Annotated in this window: 1 pseudogene; it reads right to left on the bottom strand. The window is 44.2% G+C overall.

The window, feature by feature from the left end:
• Positions 1-493, bottom strand: a pseudogene (locus AC1DWB_RS37015) (hypothetical protein); the annotation flags it as partial.
• Between the last annotated feature and the right edge of the window lie 93 nt (positions 494-586).

Here is a 586-nt window from a genome sequence, read left to right as displayed (position 1 = left end):
CTATTTCACCGATCACCGAACAACCGTCAATCGTGCCTTGAGCGGAGAGACCAATAAGTCCGCCGACCATGGCGTTCACATTAGTCGATGTAATATCCACATTCTCCAGTCGTACATGTTTAATCGTCTTGTTGGGGTATAAGTTCACAAAACCAAACAGACCAATAGAATCAGCAGACGAATTGATTATCATTCCGCTAATGGTATACCCAGCTCCATCGAAATTGCCTTCAAACGGATTAGAATCTGTACCGATTGGATTCCAATTGCCATAGGAAGAAAGATTAATGTCTGCCTGTAGCTTATAACTTGACGTAAGGTTATCTCGGATATGATCCAAATCCTCTGCGGTTTCAATCATATAAGGATTTCCCGGAGTACCTTCTCCCCCGCCGCTGAACACATAAGCCGCCTGAACATTCAATGGCCACATTCCCATTAAGGGCAATAACGCAAGCAGGGTAATCAAGAAAATCGTCAACCTCTTTTTCATTACCATTTCCCCATTCCATTCAATTCAATATCCAACAGACCATGAGAAGTGACCGCGTCAACCTGGTGCGAGACACACGACCAAACCTCTCAT

Source organism: Paenibacillus sp. P4_E11 (genome assembly GCF_056401635.1).
This window is presented reverse-complemented; position numbering and strand designations above follow the sequence as displayed.